General features: G+C 62.8%; 18 protein-coding genes. 11 read left to right on the top strand and 7 right to left on the bottom strand.

Annotation, left to right across the window (positions count from 1 at the left end):
- Nucleotides 1-363: 363 nt before the first annotated feature.
- Complete coding sequence (locus SC318_RS18330; RefSeq protein WP_320427941.1) at nucleotides 364-1,152, bottom strand: substrate-binding periplasmic protein; 789 nt, start codon at nucleotides 1,150-1,152, stop codon at nucleotides 364-366.
- Between the two features lie 92 nt (nucleotides 1,153-1,244).
- Nucleotides 1,245-1,868, bottom strand: coding sequence for a TetR/AcrR family transcriptional regulator (locus SC318_RS18335; RefSeq protein WP_320427942.1), 624 nt, complete (start codon nucleotides 1,866-1,868; stop codon nucleotides 1,245-1,247).
- A 153-nt stretch (nucleotides 1,869-2,021) separates the two neighbouring features.
- Here SC318_RS18335 and SC318_RS18340 point away from each other — a divergent pair, with 153 nt between their 5' ends.
- From SC318_RS18340 to SC318_RS18375, 8 genes are all read left to right on the top strand, one after another.
- Complete coding sequence (locus SC318_RS18340) at nucleotides 2,022-3,800, top strand: acyclic terpene utilization AtuA family protein (RefSeq protein WP_320427943.1); 1,779 nt, start codon at nucleotides 2,022-2,024, stop codon at nucleotides 3,798-3,800.
- A 12-nt stretch (nucleotides 3,801-3,812) separates the two neighbouring features.
- Nucleotides 3,813-4,685 carry an SDR family oxidoreductase gene (locus tag SC318_RS18345; protein ID WP_320427944.1) on the top strand — a complete coding sequence of 291 codons (873 nt, stop codon included), beginning with the start codon at nucleotides 3,813-3,815 and terminating at the stop codon, nucleotides 4,683-4,685.
- Nucleotides 4,686-4,688: 3 nt separating this feature from the next.
- On the top strand, nucleotides 4,689-6,305 hold the full coding sequence (locus SC318_RS18350; protein WP_320427945.1) for an acyl-CoA carboxylase subunit beta: 1,617 nt from the start codon (nucleotides 4,689-4,691) through the stop codon (nucleotides 6,303-6,305).
- Between the two features lie 16 nt (nucleotides 6,306-6,321).
- Entirely contained in the window at nucleotides 6,322-7,479 is a 1,158-nt protein-coding gene (gene atuD, locus SC318_RS18355) for a citronellyl-CoA dehydrogenase (protein WP_320427946.1), read from the top strand.
- Nucleotides 7,476-8,237: an enoyl-CoA hydratase/isomerase family protein gene (locus SC318_RS18360; RefSeq protein WP_320427947.1), complete on the top strand. Its 762-nt coding sequence runs from the start codon at nucleotides 7,476-7,478 to the stop codon at nucleotides 8,235-8,237. Before atuD ends, SC318_RS18360 begins: the two co-directional genes overlap by 4 nt.
- A gap of 111 nt (nucleotides 8,238-8,348) precedes the next feature.
- Complete coding sequence (locus tag SC318_RS18365) at nucleotides 8,349-10,271, top strand: acetyl/propionyl/methylcrotonyl-CoA carboxylase subunit alpha (RefSeq protein ID WP_320427948.1); 1,923 nt, start codon at nucleotides 8,349-8,351, stop codon at nucleotides 10,269-10,271.
- A 73-nt stretch (nucleotides 10,272-10,344) separates the two neighbouring features.
- Entirely contained in the window at nucleotides 10,345-10,887 is a 543-nt protein-coding gene (locus SC318_RS18370) for a 3'-5' exonuclease (RefSeq protein WP_320427949.1), read from the top strand.
- A gap of 63 nt (nucleotides 10,888-10,950) precedes the next feature.
- Nucleotides 10,951-11,235, top strand: coding sequence for a pyrimidine/purine nucleoside phosphorylase (locus SC318_RS18375; protein WP_320427950.1), 285 nt, complete (start codon nucleotides 10,951-10,953; stop codon nucleotides 11,233-11,235).
- 49 nt (nucleotides 11,236-11,284) lie between these two features.
- Here SC318_RS18375 and SC318_RS18380 read toward each other — a convergent pair whose 3' ends face one another.
- Nucleotides 11,285-12,088 (bottom strand): MOSC domain-containing protein, encoded by an 804-nt coding sequence (locus tag SC318_RS18380; RefSeq protein ID WP_320427951.1) that lies wholly within the window; start codon nucleotides 12,086-12,088, stop codon nucleotides 11,285-11,287.
- A gap of 40 nt (nucleotides 12,089-12,128) precedes the next feature.
- Complete coding sequence (locus SC318_RS18385; protein WP_306493975.1) at nucleotides 12,129-13,064, bottom strand: chemotaxis protein CheV; 936 nt, start codon at nucleotides 13,062-13,064, stop codon at nucleotides 12,129-12,131.
- 549 nt (nucleotides 13,065-13,613) lie between these two features.
- Between SC318_RS18385 and SC318_RS18390 the strand changes: the two genes are divergently transcribed.
- The 3 genes from SC318_RS18390 (at nucleotide 13,614) to SC318_RS18400 (ending at nucleotide 15,901) form a co-directional block, all read left to right on the top strand.
- Nucleotides 13,614-14,063 carry a hypothetical protein gene (locus SC318_RS18390; RefSeq protein ID WP_320427952.1) on the top strand — a complete coding sequence of 150 codons (450 nt, stop codon included), beginning with the start codon at nucleotides 13,614-13,616 and terminating at the stop codon, nucleotides 14,061-14,063.
- A gap of 288 nt (nucleotides 14,064-14,351) precedes the next feature.
- Nucleotides 14,352-15,245: a sensor histidine kinase gene (locus tag SC318_RS18395; RefSeq protein ID WP_320431258.1), complete on the top strand. Its 894-nt coding sequence runs from the start codon at nucleotides 14,352-14,354 to the stop codon at nucleotides 15,243-15,245.
- Entirely contained in the window at nucleotides 15,242-15,901 is a 660-nt protein-coding gene (locus tag SC318_RS18400) for a response regulator (RefSeq protein WP_320427953.1), read from the top strand. Before SC318_RS18395 ends, SC318_RS18400 begins: the two co-directional genes overlap by 4 nt.
- On the opposite strand, the gene yegS is transcribed toward SC318_RS18400, so the two are convergent.
- The 3 genes from yegS to SC318_RS18415 all read right to left on the bottom strand — a co-directional run bounded on the left by yegS (nucleotide 15,860) and on the right by SC318_RS18415 (nucleotide 17,911).
- Entirely contained in the window at nucleotides 15,860-16,780 is a 921-nt protein-coding gene (gene yegS, locus SC318_RS18405; RefSeq protein WP_320427954.1) for a lipid kinase YegS, read from the bottom strand. The two genes, SC318_RS18400 and yegS, sit on opposite strands and share 42 nt — an antisense overlap.
- Before the next feature lie 254 nt (nucleotides 16,781-17,034).
- On the bottom strand, nucleotides 17,035-17,427 hold the full coding sequence (locus SC318_RS18410; protein ID WP_306493979.1) for a DUF2802 domain-containing protein: 393 nt from the start codon (nucleotides 17,425-17,427) through the stop codon (nucleotides 17,035-17,037).
- A 1-nt stretch (nucleotide 17,428) separates the two neighbouring features.
- Nucleotides 17,429-17,911, bottom strand: a complete 483-nt coding sequence (locus tag SC318_RS18415; protein WP_057721368.1) for a chemotaxis protein CheW — start codon at nucleotides 17,909-17,911, stop codon at nucleotides 17,429-17,431.
- Nucleotides 17,912-17,955: the final 44 nt, after the last annotated feature.

Raw genomic sequence — 17,955 nt, forward strand, 5'->3', positions numbered from 1 at the left:
CCAAAAGGGCTCCTGCCCCACCACTCGGCACCTCGCTCACGCTCGGTGTGCCCGTAATCCGACATTGATTTAGAGGGCCGCCGCCACGCGCCATCCATGGCGCGGGGCGGCTAAACCGGCATCCCTGCCGGTTTACCCTCCAAATCAATATCGGATTCCGGCCAGCGTGGTTTAACGGGGCGCCAAAGATCAAGAGCAAGATCAAGAGCGGCTCGCTTCGCATCGTGGTTACTGGGTTACCGTAGGCTGCTACAAAGTTGTTTAGATACCTATGCCCCGATGAGGGAGTGTCAGCAAATCCATCTGTTACTGACCCACCGCCATCGGGGGCAAGCCCCCTCCCACATTTGACCTTCTGCAACCTCAGGGGACAGGTGTTACATCAATTCGATACGGCTCGAAAATCTTCAGCATCTGGCCATTGTCCCGCAGTTGCTTGAGCATCCCGGCGAACACCGGGCCGCTGATCGGGGCCTTGGGCCGCAGCAACGCGTAATGGTGATAGACCTGGTCAGTGCGCTCCGACACCAGGAATTTGCCCGCCATGTCGGCGTTGCGCACCATGAAGTCACTCAGGTACGAACGCGTCACCAAGGCGATGTCCGCACGCCCGCGGGCCACCATCAGCAAGTTGCTGTCGTGGGAGTAGGTCAAGGTGGCGTGAAAGTGCTCGGTCAGGTATTTGGGGTCGGGGTTGAAGTTGGCGAAGGCGTAGTGATAACCGCTGAACACCGCCAGCCGTTTACCGCCCAGGTCGTTGAAAAAGCTCTGGTCGCGACCGGGTTCACGCTCGGCGACGAAGATTTCAGCGTCTTCCAGGCCCATGTCGACGCTGGTATGGGCAACCTCGTTCCAGCCCCAGGACGGGTTTTCGAAGATCGCCATGTCGACCCGGCCTTGCTCGAAATCGCGGAACCGCCGGGGGATCGAGGTCGGCACCAGCACAAACTGGTAGTCGCTTTGCACGGCGTTCAGCGCTTCAACCAATTGCGGCAGTAAACCGGTATCGGCGCCTTGCTCAGGGCGTACGGTATACGGCGGGAAATGCGCGGCGCCCACCCTCACCAACTGCGCCGCGCCAGCCTGCGTCCACCCTGCGGTACCCAGTGCCAAAAAAGTAAGTCCTGCAGCCAGCCGCCATGGCGAAAACATCTAGGCACACACCGTCGAATTCTATGATGGCGATAAGCTAGGCGTTTTTCCCAGGCGAGACAACGCTCGCCCGCAAATTAATAGCATGCGCCTCAGTCCGCCTTGAGCACCATCAGCAGGGCCTCTTCGGCCAGTTGTTCGAGTGTCAGGCTGCCCTGGGTGCGGAACCAGGTGGTGGTCCAGGACAGCGCGCCGGTCAGGAAGCGCCGGGTGATAAACACGTCGCCCTTGATATAGCCGGCAGCCTTGGCCTCGCCCAGCACCTGCAGCCAGACGTCTTCATACACATCACGCAAGGCCAGCACCTGGGCTTGACCCTCGGCCGACAGTGAACGCCATTCGTACACCAGCACCGCCATCGCCTCCCCGCTGCCGCCCATGATCGACTGCAATTCGCAGCGGATCAGCGCCAGCACGCGCTCGCGCACCGTGCTCGCCTCTTCCAGCGCAGCCCGCATCATCGCGGTGTTGTAAAGGATGGTTTCTTCCATCACCGCGCGCAGGATCTCGTCCTTGCTCTTGAAGTGATGAAAGATGCTGCCGGACTGGATGCCCACCGCGCTGGCCAGGTCGCGTACGGTGGTGCGCTCGAAGCCCTTGTTGCGAAACAGGTGCGCCGCGGTTTGCAGCAACTTGCCCCGGGCACTCTCGGGGTCGGTCAATTGTCCACCGTCGACCATGGTGCGCATTACCCGCAGGGCCTGGGGGTCATCCATGCTGCTCTCCCTCATGTCTACTATCGTCTTGGGCGGCAATTTAGGCCGTGACCGCCAACCAAGCAAGCGCTCGGGTAAAACTTGTGCACAGGGTTTACAAACCAAGCGCTTGCTTGGTAGCCTCGCCACCAGCCATTCGAGGAAGGATTTCTCATGAGCAAGACCGTTCGCATCGGCTGTGCCAGCGCCTTCTGGGGCGACACCTGCACCGCCGCCGCCCAACTGGTGCATGGCGGCGCCCTGGATTACCTGGTGTTCGACTACCTGGCGGAAGTCACGATGTCGATCCTGGCCGGGGTGCGCATCAAAGACCCCAAGGCCGGTTACGCCACCGACTTTGTCGAGGTGCTCACGCCGCTGCTGGCCGATATCCAGCGCCAGGGCATCCGGGTGATCAGCAATGCCGGCGGTATCAACCCCCAGGCGTGCGCGGCGGCGCTGCAGGCGGCCTGCGACAGCGCCGGGGTTGGCCTGAGGATCGCCGTCCTGCTCGGCGATGACCTGCATTCGCAACTCCAGCACCTGCCCGACGTCACCGACATGTTCAGCGGCGCCCCGCTGCCACCTGCGTGCGTGTCCGCCAATGCCTACCTCGGCGCGCCAGGTATTACCGCAGCGCTCGAGCTCGGCGCCGACATCGTCATCACCGGCCGGGTGGTCGACAGCGCAGTGGTCAGCGCAGCGCTGGTGCATGAGTTCGGCTGGTCGTGGCAAGACTATGACCACCTCGCCCAAGCCGCCCTGGCCGGGCACATCATCGAATGCGGCGCGCAATGCACCGGCGGCAACTTCACCGACTGGCGCGACGTGCCGGACTATGAGCACATCGGTTTCCCCATCGTCGAAGTCAGCGCCGACGGCCAGTTCACCGTGAACAAGGTCGAAGGCAGCGGCGGCTTGATCAGCGAACTGAGCGTGGCCGAACAACTGCTGTACGAGATCGGCGATCCCCGCGCCTACCGGTTGCCGGACGTGATCTGCGACTTCAGCCAGGTCAAGGTGCAGCAGCAGGGCAAACACTGCGTGCGCCTGCACGGCGCCAAGGGGCTGCCGCCGACCGATCAATACAAGGTCAGCGCCACTTACCTTGACGGTTTCCGCTGCACCGCCACGTGTCTGCTCGCCGGCATCGATGCGGTGGCCAAGGCCGACCGGGTCAGCCAGGCCATCATCCACAAGACCTCGGAACTGTTCAGCCAACATGGCTGGGCACCCTACACCGAGGTGAACATCGAACTGCTCGGCAGCGAAGCCACCTACGGTGGTCATGCCCAACGCCACGACTGCCGGGAGGTGGTGATCAAGCTGGCGGTGCGCCACCCCAACAAGCAGGCGCTCGTGCTGTTCGCCCGCGAAATCGCCCAGGCCGCCACCGGCATGGCGCCGGGGCTGACCGGGATCGTCGGCGGCAGGCCCACGGTGTATCCCCTGATCCGACTGTTTTCGTTCCTGATCGATAAATCCGCCTGCGCCTTGACCCTCGACTACCAGGGCGCCCATCACGCCGTGGAATTACCCGCCGCACGGCCGCCGCTCACCCCTGCCGCGCCCCTCGAACCGCCCAAGCCCCAGGGCCGCGCCGACGCCAGTGTGCCGCTGGTGAAACTGGCGGTGGCGCGCTCCGGCGACAAGGGCAACCACAGCAATATCGGCGTGATTGCCCGCGCGCCCGAGTACCTGCCGTGGATCGCCGAAGTGCTCACCCCCGAAGTGATCGTCGACTGGATGAGCCATGTGCTCGACCCGGTCTACGGGCGTGTCGAGCGCTGGTACCTGCCCGGCAGCCACAGCCTCAACTTCCTGCTGGAAAACGCCCTGGGCGGCGGCGGCATCGCCAGCCTGCGCATCGACCCCCAGGGCAAGGCCTTCGCCCAGCAACTGCTGGAAATTCCCATCGCCGTGCCGCAACACATCGCCGATCAACTCACTTAAAGGACCGTCGCCGTGGCCTTCGACTCGATCTTCAAAGCCGACCTGTTCCAGGGGCAGAGCGTTATCGTTACCGGAGGCGGCAGCGGGATTGGCCGTTGCACCGCCCATGAGCTGGCGGCCCTCGGTGCGCACGTGATCCTGGTGGGGCGCAAGCCGGACAAGCTGCAAAAGGTCGCGGCGGAAATCGCCGAAGACGCTGGCAACGCCGATTGGCACGCCTGCGACATCCGCGATGAAGACGCCGTGAAGCAACTGGTCGCACAGATCGTCGCCGACCACGGCCCGGTGCATGGCCTGGTCAATAACGCCGGCGGCCAGTACCCGTCGCCGCTGGCCTCGATCAATCAGAAAGGCTTTGAAACCGTGCTGCGCACCAACCTGGTCGGCGGCTTTGTGATGGCGCGGGAAGTGTTCAACCAGTCGATGAGCACCCACGGTGGCGCCATCGTCAACATGCTCGCCGATATGTGGGGCGGCATGCCCGGCATGGGCCATTCGGGCGCGGCGCGTGCGGGGATGGACAACTTCACCAAGACCGCAGCGTTTGAATGGGGCTATGCCGGCGTGCGCGTCAACGCGGTGGCGCCGGGCTGGATCGCCTCCAGTGGCATGGACACCTACGAAGGCGCGTTCAAAGCTGTGATCCCAACGTTGCGCGAGCACGTGCCGCTCAAGCGGATCGGCACCGAGTCGGAAGTCAGCGCGGCCATCGTGTTTCTGCTCAGCCCCGCCGCCGCGTTTATCAGCGGCAGCACCTTGCGCATCGACGGCGCCGCCAGCCTGGGCAGCCGCGCCTGGCCGCTGCACAAGGCGAAGGCGCCCAGTGAAGCTTTCAATGGTTTTCATCGCGCCTACCTGCCCGATGTGCTCAAGGCGGAGCACTAGGCCATGCCGCTGATTGACAGCCTGATCGACCCCCACAGCCCGCAATTCGCACAAAACCGCGAAGCCATGCTGCACAGCCTGCAGCACGTGCGCCAGCTGGAACACGCCCTGCTCGCCAAGGCCGAGCAAGCCCGGCCCACGTTCGAACAACGCGGCCAACTGCTGCCACGCGAACGCCTCAACCTGCTGCTCGACCCCGGCGCCCCGTTCCTGGAACTGGCCAGCCTGGCCGGCTACAAACTGCATGACGACAAGGACGGCAGCGCCGCCGGCGGCGGGTTGATCGCCGGCATCGGTTACGTCAGCGGCGTGCGCATGCTGGTGGTGGCCAACAACAGCGCGATCAAGGGCGGGACCATCTCCCCCTCCGGCCTGAAAAAATCCCTGCGCCTGCAACAGATCGCCATGGACAACCAACTGCCGGTGGTGACCCTGGCCGAAAGCGGCGGTGCCAACCTCAATTACGCTGCCGAAATATTTGTCGAAGGCGCGCGCAGTTTTGCCAACCAGGCGCGGATGTCGGCCATGGGCCTGCCGCAGATCACCGTGGTGCACGGCTCGGCCACCGCCGGCGGCGCCTATCAGCCGGGGCTTTCGGATTACGTGGTGGTGGTGCGCGGCAAGGCCAAGCTGTTTCTTGCCGGGCCACCGCTGCTCAAGGCCGCCACCGGTGAAGTCGCCACCGATGAAGAACTGGGCGGCGCCCAGATGCACGCGCAAACCGCTGGCACCGCTGAATACCTGGCCCAGGACGATGCCGATGGCGTGCGCATCGTGCGTGAGATTGTCAGCCTGTTGCCCTGGAATGATCACCTGCCGCCAGCGCCGCAACGGGCCTACAGCGAGCCGCTGTATGCCGCTGAAGAGCTGCTGGGACTGATCCCGGACGACCCTAAAAAACCCTACGACGTGCGTGAAATCCTCGCGCGCCTGGCCGACGGCTCGCGCTTTCTTGAGTTCAAGGGCGAGTTCGATGCGCACACGGTCTGCGGCCACCTGCATATTCACGGTTACGCCGTCGGCGTGATCGGCAATAACGGCCCGATTACCCCGAAAGGCGCGAGCAAGGCCGCGCAGTTCATCCAGCTGTGCGACCAGAGCCGCACGCCGCTGCTGTTCCTGCACAACACCACCGGTTTCATGGTGGGCACCGAATCGGAGCAGCAAGGCGTGATCAAGCACGGCGCCAAGATGATCCAGGCGGTGGCCAATGCCCGCGTGGCCAAACTCACCATTGTGGTCGGCGGCTCCTACGGTGCCGGTAACTACGCGATGTGCGGCCGTGGCCTGGACCCGCGCTTCATCTTCGCCTGGCCCAACAGCCGCACAGCGGTGATGGGCGGGGCGCAGGCGGGCAAGGTGCTGCGCATCGTCACTGAGGCCAAGCAGCTGAAGCAGGGGCTGGTACCCGACGCCACGGCGTTGGACCTGCTGGAGCAGGTCACCGCGCAGAAACTCGACAGCCAGTCCACCGCACTCTACGGCACAGCCAACCTGTGGGATGACGGGTTGATCGATCCACGCGATACGCGAACCTTGCTCGGGTTTCTACTGGATATCTGTCATGAGGCCCAGGTGCGCTCATTGCAGCCCAACAGTTTTGGTGTGGCGCGGTTCTAACAGGAGAACGACAACCATGATCTTCACCCAGGAACACCAGGAACTGCGGCGCACCGTGCACGCCTTCGTCGAGCGCGAGATCAACCCCTATGTAGACGAGTGGGAAAAAGCCGGGCGCTTTCCCATCCATGAGATTTTCCGCAAGGCCGGCGACCTCGGCCTGCTGGGCATTTCCAAGCCGCAGCAGTTCGGCGGCATGGGCCTGGACTACAGCTACTCGATCGTCGCCGCCGAAGCGTTCGGCAGCATTCGTTGCGGCGGCATCCCCATGTCCATCGGTGTACAGACCGATATGTGCACCCCCGCCCTCGCCCGTTTCGGCTCGGATGAACTGCGCGAGGAGTTCCTGCGCCCGGCCATCAGCGGCGAGCAGGTCGGTTGCATCGGCGTGTCGGAAACCGGCGCCGGTTCCGACGTGGCCGGGCTCAAGACCCATGCGCGCAAGGACGGCGACGACTACGTGATCAACGGCAGCAAAATGTGGATCACCAACTCGCCCAGCGCCGACTTTATCTGCCTGTTGGCCAATACTTCCAACGACAAGCCGCACATCAACAAATCGCTGATCATGGTGCCGATGAACACCCCGGGCATCAGCGTCAGCCCGCCCCTGGAAAAGCTCGGCATGCACAGCTCCGAGACCGCCCAGGTATTCTTTGATGGGGTGCGCGTGCCGCAGCGCAACCGCATCGGCCAGGAAGGCGCAGGCTTCATGATGCAGATGCTGCAGTTCCAGGAAGAACGCCTGTTCGGCGCGGCCAATATGATCAAGGGCCTGGAATACTGCATCGACAGCACCATCGACTATTGCCGGCAACGCCACACTTTCGGCAAGGCGCTGATCGACAACCAGGTGATTCACTTTCGCCTGGCCGAGCTGGCGACCGAAATCGAATGCCTGCGCGCGCTGGTCTACCAGGCCACCGAGCAATACATCAAAGGCCAGGACGTGACCCGCCTGGCGTCCATGGCCAAGCTCAAGGCCGGGCGCCTGGGCCGCGAGGTCAGCGACAGTTGCCTGCAATATTGGGGCGGCATGGGCTTCATGTGGGACAACCCGGTGGCCCGCGCCTATCGCGACGTACGCCTGGTGTCGATCGGCGGCGGCGCCGATGAAATCATGCTGGGCATCATCTGCAAGCTGATGGGCACCCTGCCGGGGAAAACGCCATGAACACCTTGCTGCTCGAAGCGCACAGCGGTGTGCTGCACATCACCCTCAACCGCCCGCACTGCCGTAACGCAATGAGCCTTGAGATGGTCAACGAACTGCGCGCCGTGCTGGCGCAGCTGGACAGTCAGGTGCGTGCCATCGTGATCAGCGGCGCGGGTGGGCACTTTTGCGCGGGGGCGGATGTGAAGGACCTGGTCACCGCCGGTGATCAACTGGCCGCGTTGAATCGGGCGTTTGGCAGCTTGTTGCAAGAAGTGGAGGCGGTTTCGCCGGTGGTGATCGTGGTGCTGCAAGGCGCCGTGCTGGGCGGCGGGTTTGGCCTGGCCTGTGTGAGTGACATTGCGATTGCACAAGGCACGGCGCAGTTCGGCTTGCCGGAGACCAGCCTGGGGTTGCTGCCGGCGCAGATTGCGCCGTTTGTGGTCAAGCGCATCGGCTTGACCCAGGCGCGTCGGCTGGCGCTGACGGCGGCGCGGTTTGATGGGGTTGAAGCGGGCCGGTTGGGGGTGGTGCATTGTGTCGAGCACGATGGGCAGGCATTGGCCGAGCGCCTGGATGAGGTGCTGGGGCAAGTGCTGCGCTGCGCGCCCGGCGCCAATGCGCGCACCAAGGCGCTGTTGCTGGCCAGTGTGGAGCAGCCACTGGAGCCGCTGCTGGACCAGGCGGCGCAGTGGTTTGCCGAGGCGGTGGTGAGTGAAGAAGGGATTGAGGGGACGCAGGCTTTTGTGCAGAAGCGCAAGCCTGGGTGGTGCAAATGACGCCATCGGGAGCAAGCCCCCTCCCACAGGTGGGACGCATTTCAAAATGTGGGAGGGGGCTTGCCCCCGATGAGGCCGGAAAACTCACCCGATCAACCAAGGGATAAGCCAATGCCCGCCTTCACCAAGATCCTGATCGCCAACCGCGGCGAAATTGCCTGCCGTATCCAACGCACGGCCCAGGCATTGGGCTACCGCACGGTGGCCGTCTACAGCGACGCCGACGCCCAGTCCCTGCACGTCGCAATGGCCGACGAAGCCGTCAATATCGGCCCCGCCGCCGTTCACGCGTCCTACCTTGATAGCCAGGCGATTCTCGATGCCGCCCGCCGCACGGGAGCCGACGCGATTCACCCCGGTTACGGCTTCCTCTCGGAAAACCCTGCGTTCGCCACGGCCTGCCTGAAGGCGGGCATCACCTTCATCGGCCCCAGCCCCGAGGCCATCGAACTGATGGGCAGCAAGCGCCTGTCCAAACTCGCCATGCTCCAGGCCGGCGTTCCCTGCATCGCCGGGTATCAAGGCAGCGCCCAGGACGACGCGACCCTGCTCCACGAAGCCCTGCGCATCGGCTACCCGCTGATGATCAAGGCCAGCGCGGGGGGCGGCGGCCGCGGCATGCGTCTGGTGCAGCACCAGGACCAACTGCTGGAGCACCTGCGCGCGGCGCGCTCCGAAGCGCTGAACGCTTTCGGCAGCGACGAACTGATCCTCGAACAGGCGCTGATCAATCCTCGCCATGTGGAAATCCAGCTGTTCGGCGACCAGCATGACCAGCTGATTTACCTGGGCGAGCGCGATTGCTCGCTGCAGCGTCGCCATCAGAAAGTCATCGAGGAAGCGCCCTGCCCGGTCATGACCGACGCACTGCGCCACGCCATGGGCGACGCCGCGCTCAAGGCGGGTCGCGCGGTGAACTATGTCGGCGCCGGCACGGTGGAATTCCTGCTCGACGGCAATGGCCAGTTCTACTTCCTGGAAATGAACACACGCCTGCAAGTCGAGCACCCGGTGACCGAACTGATCACCGGCGTAGACCTGGTGGACTGGCAACTGCAGATCGCCGCCGGCCAGCCATTGCCGTTGACCCAAGCCGAGGTGACGTTCAGCGGCCACGCCATGGAGGTGCGCCTATACGCCGAAGACCCGGCCAACGACTTTCTGCCGCAAACCGGCGCGGTGCTGCGCTGGGCGCCGGCGCAGGGTATTCGCATCGACCATGGCGTGCGCGAGGGCGACAGCATCAGCCCGTTCTACGACGCGATGCAGGGCAAGCTCATCGCCCATGGCGCCACCCGCGAAGAGGCTCGGCGCAAGCTGCTGCGGGCAGTGCAGGATACGGTGTTGCTCGGCGTCGCCACCAATCAGCGCCTTTTGGCCGACCTGCTCAGGCATCCGGCCTTTGTCAGCGGTGATTTCGGTACCGGTTTTATCGCCGAGCATTTCAACCACATTCCCCGCCCCCCGGCCTGCGCCGAAGAACTCGCCGTGGCCGCCGCGCTGTTCTACCAGCACAGCGCCAACGCCCATCGCCACGGCCTCGCAGGTTGGCGCAACAACGCCACGGTGCCCTGGGCCTGCCGCCTGGAGGTCAACGATGTGGTTCACTCGGCCAGCGTCAGCGTGATTGCCCACGAGCACTTGCACGTCAACGGGATCGACATTCAGCACCTCGGCAGCGACGGGCGCTGGGCGACTCTGGTGCTCAACGGTATCCGCCGGCGCGTCGCCTATCACCTCGACGGCAACCAGTTGTGGCTACCGGGCCTGCGGGTAATCAACGGCACCCAGCCCATCGCCAACCGCCAGGCCGATGCCGGCAGCGGCACGCTGAAGGCGCCGATGGCTGGGGCGGTTGTCGAGGTGCGGGTACGCGTCGGCGAAAACGTCAGCAAAGGCCAACTGCTGGTGGTGCTCGAAGCGATGAAAATGGAGCACCCGCTGAAGGCCGGTATCGACGGCATTATCAAAGGTGTGCAGGTGGTGGCGGGCGATCAGGTGCGCAATCGTCAGGTTTTGCTGGAGATCGAATAAGCCCCTGGGCGGAACTACAAGGCCCGGCTACGCTCTATCCCCATCAGGACAGGAACAGTACGGGAACCAGCGCATGCCTCATTGGCTGATTATTGACCTTGAAGCCACCACGGATGACGGCGGCTGGCCCGTGACGGAGATGGAAGTCATCGAAATCGGCGCGAGCCTGGTCAACCGCCAGGGCCGCGAGCTGGATCACTTCCAGCGCTTCGTGCGACCGCTGCGGCGGCCGTTGCTGACGCCGTTTTGCCGCAAATTGACCCACATCACCCAGGCCAATATCGACGCGGCAGCGCCCATCACCGAGGTGTGGCCGCTGTTCGAGCGCTGGCTGGGCCAGCATCAGCCACGCCTGGAAGGCTGGGCCAGCTGGGGAGACTACGACCGCGTGCAACTTGAGCTGGAGTGGCAACGCCATGGCCTGGCCAGCGCGCTCGGCCAGACGCCCCACGTCAACCTCAAGCAACGTTTCGCCAAGGCCCGGCGCCTGGACAAGCCCCTGGGGCTCAATGGCGCGCTGCAATTGGCGGGCATGCAGTTCCATGGCCAGCAGCATCGAGCCCTGGAGGATGCGCGCAACACGGCACGCCTGCTGCCACTGACTTTGCCGGTCTAGGCAGCTCCCCTGCCCTTGGGCATACTGGCTGACCTTTCCAGACCCTTTTCCGAGGATTCACCCATGTTCAAAGTCAATGAATACTTCGACGGCACCGTCAAGTCGATCGCTTTCGGCACCGCGGAAGGTCCGGCGACCATCGGCGTGATGGCCCCGGGTGAATACGAGTTCGGCACCGCCCAGCGTGAAATCATGCACGTGGTCTCCGGCGCACTGGTGGTCAAGCTGCCAGACAACAGCGGCTGGGAAACCTTCGCCGCCGGCAGCCAGTTCAACGTACCGGCCAACAGCAAGTTCCAGTTGAAGGTCGCCGTAGACACCGCTTATCTGTGCGAATACCGCGGCTAACCGTCAGTTGGCAGAAAAAAATGCCCGTCTCCTGCGAGACGGGCATTTTTCATTCAAGCACCGTTACCGGCATGCCGACTTCCAGTCGCCCTGCCCCATCGTTGACCAGGTTCTGGCCGAACATCGCGCCCTTGTCGGTGCCGCGGTAGGCCTGCAGGGTGGCGAACGGTTCGCGGTCCGGGCTGCGCTCACCGGTCTGCGGGTCGATGGTGGTCAGAATGCAGCGTGAACAGGGCTTGACCACACGAAACTCTACCTCGCCGATGCGCAGGCGTTTCCAGCCATCCTCGGCAAAGGCGTCACCGCCTTCGATCACCAGGTTGGGGCGAAAGCGCAGCATCTCCATCGGCCGGCCGATCTGCTCGCACAGATCGTTCAGGGAAGCCTGGCCGATCAGCAGCAGTGGGTAGCCGTCGGCGAACCCGACCTGGTCGTCATCCAGGCCATAGCCGGCGTCGGTTGCGCGCGCGCGATCCACCGGCATGTGCACCAGGCGGGTGGGCTTGCCGATAAAAGCACTGACCCAGGCCGCTGCGGTATCACCCGCGTCCGGTACACGCAGGCTGTCATGCCAGATGGTCACACCGCGCAACGTGTCGGTGCCAGGCAAGGCCACGTCCAGCGTCGGGTAGCCGGGCGAGCTGAGGGTAAGGCCACCGGCCGTGTTCCACAGGGCCGTCAGCTGGCTCATTTTGGCCACGGCGCGTTGCGTCAGGAAACGCCCGCTGGCTTCGTCCACCAGCATCCAGCGTCGATCCCCCTCCAGTCCCAGCTTATCCAGGCCAATCTGCTGCAAAGCCTGGGCTTTGCCGGATTTCAAGGGGTAACGGTACAACGCGCTGAGACGGAGCATGAGCCTGCGTTCCTGGGAAACAAAGTGTCATAGACTAAAGTCAGGCAGACACTTCGTCCAGCATCAGTCGTTGACGCACCACATCCACCAGCTTGTCGGGCTGGAATTTGGAGAGGAAGTTGTCGCAGCCGACCTTCTTCACCATCGACTCGTTGAAGCTGCCCGACAGCGAGGTGTGCAGCACCACGTAGAGACCACGCAGACGCGGGTCGTTGCGAATTTCGGTGGTGAGGCGGTAGCCGTCCATCTCGGGCATTTCGGCGTCGGTGAAAATCATCAGCAGCTTGTCGGTCATCACCTGGCCACTGTCGGCCCAGGCCTTGAGCATGTTCAGCGCCTTGAGGCCGTCGCTGGCGATGTGCATTTTCACGCCCAGCTGGCCCAGGGTGTCACGCAACTGCGACAGCGCCACGTTGGAGTCGTCCACCAGCAGTACTTCGCGGCCACGGGCGCGTTCGAGCACTGGGTCTTCGAGTTTTTCCCGGGAGACCTTGGCGTTATAGGGCACGATTTCAGCGAGGACTTTTTCCACATCGATGATTTCCACCAACTGGTCCTCGACCTTGCTGATGGCGGTGAGGTAGTGCTGGCGCCCGGCGCTGGCCGGCGGTGGCAGGATGGCTTCCCAGTTCATGTTGACGATGCGGTCGACGCCGCCCACCAGGAACGCCTGTACCGAGCGGTTGTACTCGGTGACGATAATCGTGCTGTTGGGCCCCGGCACCAGCGGGCGCATGCCGATGGCCTGGGACAAGTCGATCACCGGCAAGGTCTGGCCGCGCAGGTTGACCACGCCGCAGACAAACGGATGGCGCTGGGGCATCAGGGTCAACTTGGGCAATTGCAGTACTTCCTGCACCTTGAACACGTTGATCGCAAACAGTTGCCGCCCGAACAGACGGAACATGAGGATCTCCAGGCGATTCTCACCCACCAATTGCGTGCGTTGATCTACCGTGTCGAGAATGCCGGCCATTAAAAGCTCCTGATGTGCACGCTGGTTTCGCGCTGAGAGGGTGTGCAGTTCATATAGGCAAGTTATCGGCGGCAAGCGCCAGACCTTGACCCCGGTAAAATGCCATGTAAAAGCATTGATGTCACACTGACATCATGCTTTACTGACTCAGCCCTTCATGGACCCGTGTCGCGGCTCGCCCGACACTCAAATCAGCGCGCGGTTCCCCATCGTAGGGGATTCCCCTATGCGCAATCAGGCCCGACCTGATATTCGCAATATCTAATAGCCATTAATGTGACGCCATTCTCATTGCATGAATGGAGTCAGGCTTTTGTTTGCCATCCCAAGCCCTTGGTCCGCAGGCCTTCCAGGCATTCTCGTATCGGCAACTAAAGTCGTGTCATCCCGCTCAACGGGGGATACACGCGACTTTCGCGGGCATTTAAATAAACGTCCTACAGGAATATCGGAAGCAGCCTACAAGCCTCAATTAAATTTCAGCGCTAGTTTTAAGCTATTCACCCGGTGCGATATCTCATCACCCGAGCTTAAGTTGTGGAGACTTGCATGATGAACAGCGCGAAAGAATGGCAAACGGGACTTCCCGAATTTCTGATGGAAGCCGAAATGCTGCTGATCAAGTCGCAAGAGTGCTTGAGCCATCTGCATTTGATCCGCAACGACAGCGACGCCATCGACTGCATGAAGACCAGCCTCGCCAAACTGGCTGAAAAGGCCGACAGCCTGGCGCTGCAGGCGATCAGCGAATTCTCCAGGCACCTTCAGCATTTGATCGCCAATGCCCAGAGCCCCATGCAACTGCATGACGACGCGCTGGATGCCTTGCATAACTGCCTGACACTGCTGGCCTGGCAATTGGAGCTGATCGACACACGCACCGGCGAACTGGGCCTGGATGAAAGTGAACAAACTTCACTGATTGCGACGGTCACCCTGCAAATCCCGCAAAAGGACTTCGGGCATAAGCCGCAACAGCGTTTACATCATGCGTCCTGAGTCTGTCGTATTTGATCGCCAGGCTATCCGAAAACGACCTGCACGCTGATAACGTTACAAATCCATTCTGGCGGTACAACTTTTCCTTTTTGAAACCCTGGGGTTACCCGCCCAGAGTAATTACATGGGCCATAAACCAATCAGGCGACCAGCGGTAACGGGGGTGGTACTATGCCCCCCTCGAAGTGACACAACTTCATCATGTCTAAAAACGATTCGGCAGCGCATTCCAAACAGAGCCCGGCCAACCGGACTCCCCGCAGCGAACACTCAGTGGCTCCATCCGCTATGTACGCCAACCTCAAACCACTTCTCTCACGGTCTGTGTCGCGCGGCAGCGCTCGCCGTATCGTCCTGGTGCTGTGCCTGTGTTCGTTGTCTGCCAGTGTGTGGGCCTATGTGCACGCATCGCCCTGGTCGCTGCTGATGCTGCTGCTCAACCTGGCCACGCTGGCGGTGGTCTGCGTGCATCAATGGCGTTCGCGCAAAGCCATCAAGCTGCAGCCCCAAGAATTGGCCGACCGCCTGTTGCAGGTCCAGGAAAACGAACGCCATCGCCTCAGCCGCGAGTTGCACGATGACATCGGCCAACTGCTGACCGCCGCCAAGCTGCAAAGCGAATGGCTGCAACGTCGCTTGCCGCCTGAGCTGCAGGATTCTTGCACGGCGCTGTGCAATACCCTCAACGAAACCCTGGCCAAAGTGCGCGACGTGTCCGCCATTCTTCACCCGCGCCAGCTGACCAGCCTGGGCCTGGAAGCCAGCTTGCGCGCGCACCTGCTCAAGACCCTGGCCAACACCCCGGTGCGCTGGAGCCTGGAATGCCAGCAGCGCCTGGCCGGTATCCCCGAAGAAATGGCCGTGGCGGCGTTTCGGATTACCCAGGAAGCGGTCACCAACATGCTGCGTCACGCCCAGGCACATAACCTGCTGGTGCGCCTGCAACGCCTGCCCGAAGGCCTGTCGCTGATGATCTGCGATGACGGCCTGGGCTTTTCGCCTGCTCCGGACCCAGGCCTTGAAGGCCAACGCGGCATGGCCGGCATGGCCGAGCGCATCGATCAACTGGGGGGCACGTTGTCTGTCAGCAGCCAGCCAGGCAAAGGCACGCAGATCGACGCGCTTTTCCCCTGGGCGCCGCGCGCCCTCGAACGGGCCCGCGCGCCTAAGGTTGTCGAGTGACCTGCAACTTACTTCTGGTGGATGACCACGCGCTGATTCGCGCCGGCGTGCGTGCGCTGATCCTGGATATTCCCGGCTACAACGTGGTCGGCGAAGCCAGCGACGGTGCGCAACTGCTGGAGCAATTTCACGCCCTGCAGCCGGATATCGTGCTGCTGGACCTGTCGATGAAACACACCGGTGGCCTGGATGCCTTGCAGCAACTGAAGGGGGCCTACCCCAAGAGCAAAGTGCTGATCCTGTCGATGCACACCGACCCCGACCTGATCATGCGCGCACTGGAGTCGGGCGCCCACGGCTACCTGCTCAAGGACATGACCGCCAGCGAGCTGGAACACGCCCTGCGGGCCTTGCGCAACAACGAGCGCTACCTGAGCCCGGCCATCGCCCATACCGTGATCAACCAGGCGCTGATCCGCAGCCACGGTGCTGCTTCGTCCGTTCCCCACAGCCACAACCTGACGGCGCGCCAGCTGGAAATCCTGCGCTTGATCGTGCGCGGCAAGTCCACCCGGGAAATCGCCCACGGCCTGGGCTTGAGCATCAAGACCGTGGAAGCGCATCGCTCGCAGATCATGAAGCGCCTGCAGATTTTCGACGTGGCGGGCCTGGTGCTATTCGCGGTGCGCGAGCAGATCATCAGCCTGGACGACTAGGGGCGAACCCAGCGGCAGGTGCACGCGCAGGGCCTTGGGCAAGGCTTCGAAATGCAGGTCGTCACCTTCCAGCGGCTCGCCATCGAGGTTGATGTACAAGCCTTGCGCCACCTTGATATTCACCCACGGCAGGCGCGCGCGGACGAACATGGTGTCCAGGCCCCAGCCGTTGCTCATCAATTCGCGCAAGGTGCCGACCACTTCCTGGGGCGCCGGCAGGATACTGATGTCCAGCAACCCATCATCGGCCAGCGCGCCAGGGCACAGTACATGCCCGCCCCCGGCCTGGCGCCCGTTGCCGATACCCAAGGCGAGCAGCTCGCCTTTCCAATGGAAATCCGGGCCTTCGAGTTCACCGTAGGCGGCCTTCAACTCACTGAAACGCGACAAACCGGTGAACAGGTAGGCGGCGCCGCCGAGGATTTTCTTCAAGTCTTCGGAGGTGTTGGCGGTGACCTGGCTGCCGAAACCGCCAGTGGCCATGTTCAAGAAGATCTGCCCGCCGACCCGACCAAGGTCGATTGCTCGCGGCTCAACATCCAGCAACGCCAGGGCACCGGCCGGTTCCAACGGCACGCCGGCGGCCTTGGCAAAATCATTGGCAGTGCCCAGGGGCATCAGCACCAGGCTGGCGTCGGTGCTGGCCTGGGCCATGGCTTCGGCCACATCGCGCAAGGTGCCATCGCCGCCACCGGCAATGATGTGGGTGTAACCGTCGGCCAGGGCTTCATTGACCAGGCGCTGGGCATCACCGCCCTCCCAGGTGACCCGCACCGCCAACTCCCACCCCTGCTCACGCCGCGCCGTCACGGCAGCACGCACGTCCTCGTTGAGGGCTTGTTTGCCGTGGAGGATCAACAGGGCTCTGGGGCTGGTCATCGGAAAATCTCCTGGGTCAAAGGTGCTTGCAGGATGTGGACCTTCGGGCAACAGGAAAAGTCTGTGACGGACGAAAATTGGCGGATGTATGGAGATCAAAATGTGGGAGGGGGCTTGCCCCCGATAGCAGTGGGTCAGCTATAGATAAGCTGACTGATACACCGCCATCGGGAGCAAGCCCCCTCCCACATTGGGCCGAGGAGCATCAGTTGGATCGCCACCGGCTGCCCTTCCCACATTGCGCCCTGCACTGATCAGCTCTTGTGCAACTTGCTCATCAACTGCGCTTCAGCCTGGGTCAAGCCGCAGGACTGGGTCAGCTCATCCACCGTCGCGCCCATGCCCACCAGCCTCGCGGCCTGAGCGAACGACAGATTCGAAGGATCACGCTGTTCCAACTGCACCAGCTTGTCCGGCAACGGCGCAAGAATGGCGCGCAGTTCATGCACTTCATCCCCGACGCGCACGGCGCTTTGCTGGAAATGGTCGACCCGCTTGACCAGCTCCAGCAGGCGCCGATCACGCACCGCATCGCGCTCGGCCTGTTGCAGGAGCAACTCCCGCTGCTGGCGCATATAGCGCAGCACGAACGCCAAAGTCCCGGCCCACAACAAGGCCAGGACAATCACCGCCGCCTCAAGGAACAAATCAGATGCTCTCCAGTTCCGACCACTCTTCTTCGCTCATCATTTTGTCCAGCTCAACCAGAATCAACAGCTCGTTGTTCTTGTTGCACACGCCCTGGATAAACTTGGCGGATTCTTCGTTGCCCACGTTCGGCGCGGTTTCCACTTCCGACTGACGCAGGTAGACCACTTCGGCCACGCTGTCGACCATGATCCCGACCACTTGCTTGTCGGCTTCGATGATGACGATGCGCGTGTTGTCGTTCACATCGGTCGGTGCCAGGCCAAAACGCTGACGGGTGTCGATCACCGTCACCACGTTGCCGCGCAGGTTGATGATGCCCAGCACGTAGCTCGGTGCACCCGGTACCGGGGCGATCTCGGTGTAGCGCAGCACTTCCTGCACGCGCATAACGTTGATGCCGTAGGACTCGTTGTCCAGTTTGAAGGTAACCCATTGCAGGATCGGATCATCCAAACCTTGTGCGGACGCTGACTTGTTCATGCTTGTGACCCCTTCAAATGCCGCTAATCGACGGCGTGTGTGCT

It is taken from the genome of Pseudomonas sp. MUP55, from assembly GCF_034043515.1.
Classification (GTDB): domain Bacteria; phylum Pseudomonadota; class Gammaproteobacteria; order Pseudomonadales; family Pseudomonadaceae; genus Aquipseudomonas.

Coding starts and splice junctions, on each gene's coding strand:
- SC318_RS18330 (WP_320427941.1), bottom strand. CDS start 1,152: ATGTTTTCGCCATGGCGGCTGGCTGCAGGACTTACTTTTTTGGCACTG.
- SC318_RS18335 (WP_320427942.1), bottom strand. CDS start 1,868: ATGGATGACCCCCAGGCCCTGCGGGTAATGCGCACCATGGTCGACGGT.
- SC318_RS18340 (WP_320427943.1), top strand. CDS start 2,022: ATGAGCAAGACCGTTCGCATCGGCTGTGCCAGCGCCTTCTGGGGCGAC.
- SC318_RS18350 (WP_320427945.1), top strand. CDS start 4,689: ATGCCGCTGATTGACAGCCTGATCGACCCCCACAGCCCGCAATTCGCA.
- atuD (WP_320427946.1), top strand. CDS start 6,322: ATGATCTTCACCCAGGAACACCAGGAACTGCGGCGCACCGTGCACGCC.
- SC318_RS18360 (WP_320427947.1), top strand. CDS start 7,476: ATGAACACCTTGCTGCTCGAAGCGCACAGCGGTGTGCTGCACATCACC.
- SC318_RS18365 (WP_320427948.1), top strand. CDS start 8,349: ATGCCCGCCTTCACCAAGATCCTGATCGCCAACCGCGGCGAAATTGCC.
- SC318_RS18370 (WP_320427949.1), top strand. CDS start 10,345: ATGCCTCATTGGCTGATTATTGACCTTGAAGCCACCACGGATGACGGC.
- SC318_RS18375 (WP_320427950.1), top strand. CDS start 10,951: ATGTTCAAAGTCAATGAATACTTCGACGGCACCGTCAAGTCGATCGCT.
- SC318_RS18380 (WP_320427951.1), bottom strand. CDS start 12,088: ATGCTCCGTCTCAGCGCGTTGTACCGTTACCCCTTGAAATCCGGCAAA.
- SC318_RS18385 (WP_306493975.1), bottom strand. CDS start 13,064: ATGGCCGGCATTCTCGACACGGTAGATCAACGCACGCAATTGGTGGGT.
- SC318_RS18390 (WP_320427952.1), top strand. CDS start 13,614: ATGATGAACAGCGCGAAAGAATGGCAAACGGGACTTCCCGAATTTCTG.
- SC318_RS18395 (WP_320431258.1), top strand. CDS start 14,352: ATGTACGCCAACCTCAAACCACTTCTCTCACGGTCTGTGTCGCGCGGC.
- yegS (WP_320427954.1), bottom strand. CDS start 16,780: ATGACCAGCCCCAGAGCCCTGTTGATCCTCCACGGCAAACAAGCCCTC.
- SC318_RS18415 (WP_057721368.1), bottom strand. CDS start 17,911: ATGAACAAGTCAGCGTCCGCACAAGGTTTGGATGATCCGATCCTGCAA.